The organism is Tsukamurella pseudospumae (assembly GCF_001575205.1).
GTDB classification, from domain to species: Bacteria; Actinomycetota; Actinomycetes; order Mycobacteriales; family Mycobacteriaceae; genus Tsukamurella; species Tsukamurella pseudospumae.
This window is the reverse complement of the sequence record NZ_LSRE01000058.1, coordinates 1-1022: the sequence shown is the minus strand read 5'-3', so window position 1 is coordinate 1022 and position 1022 is coordinate 1. Positions and strand designations below refer to the sequence as shown.

Below are 1022 nucleotides of genomic sequence, written 5' to 3'. Positions count from 1 at the left end.
GCTCRCTGDTCAGCTAGGGCGTGTCTCCCAATAGTCGTGACCATCGCAAGCATGCTTGGAGCACGACCCCGGCCCGGTAGGTGATGGCGAGTTTGTCGTAGCGGGTGGCCAGTCCGCGCCATTGCTTGGTGTCGTTGAATGATCTCTCAACTACGTTGCGGCCCTTGTAGGTATCGGTGTCGAATGTCGGTGGCCGACCACCCGCGGCGCCCTTGCGGCGGCGGGCGTCGATCTCGGTGACCTTCTGCGGAATGACTGCCTTGATACCCCGGCCGGCGAGCATCCGCCGGTTCACGCCACTGGTGTAGGCCCGGTCGGCGACGACCGCGTCCGGGCGAGTGCGGGGACGCCCAGCCCCGCATCTCGGTACCCGAATATCGGCGAGGACCTCGGTGAGCATGGCGCCGTCGTTGCGCTGTCCGCCGGTGACGACCACCGCGAGCGGACGCCCCTGACCGTCGACTGCTGCGTGGATCTTGGTGGTCAGGCCTCCCCGCGAACGGCCGATCCCGTGGCCGGCCGGTTCACGATCACCGCCGAGCGGACTCGCGACGAACCCGGGTGGAGGATTTGTGTGATTCGACCGGGCCCCCTGTGTCCTGATCAGGGCGAACAGTGTTCGTCGCGTGCTGATGCGCACGGTTGATCGTGGCGTCCACCGACACCGCCGTCCAATCGATCTTGCCCGCCGCATCGGCGTCGGCGAGGAGCGCGGCCAGAACCTTGTCCCAGGTTCCGTCCTGGGCGTAACGCCGGTGACGCTTCCAGGCCGTCTTCCACGAACCGAATGCCTCGACCGGCAGATCCCGCCACGGAATCCCGGTTCGATACCGGTAGATGATCGCCTCGACCACTCGCCGGTTGTTCTCGAACCGACGCCCAGGCCGACCAACACTCGAAGGCAACAACGGCTCGATCCGAGCCCACTGCTCATCCGAAATCGCTTCGTACCGAGATGAACTCACGGAACGATTATCCCCGATCAGCAGTCCATGATTGGGAGACACGCCCTAGTTGCTTGT

At 65.1% G+C, this 1022-nt stretch carries 1 pseudogene; it reads right to left on the bottom strand.

Going from position 1 to position 1022, the window contains the following annotated elements:
* Window positions 1–13: 13 nt before the first annotated feature.
* Window positions 14–965: pseudogene (locus AXK61_RS24640) on the bottom strand (IS5 family transposase).
* Window positions 966–1022: the final 57 nt, after the last annotated feature.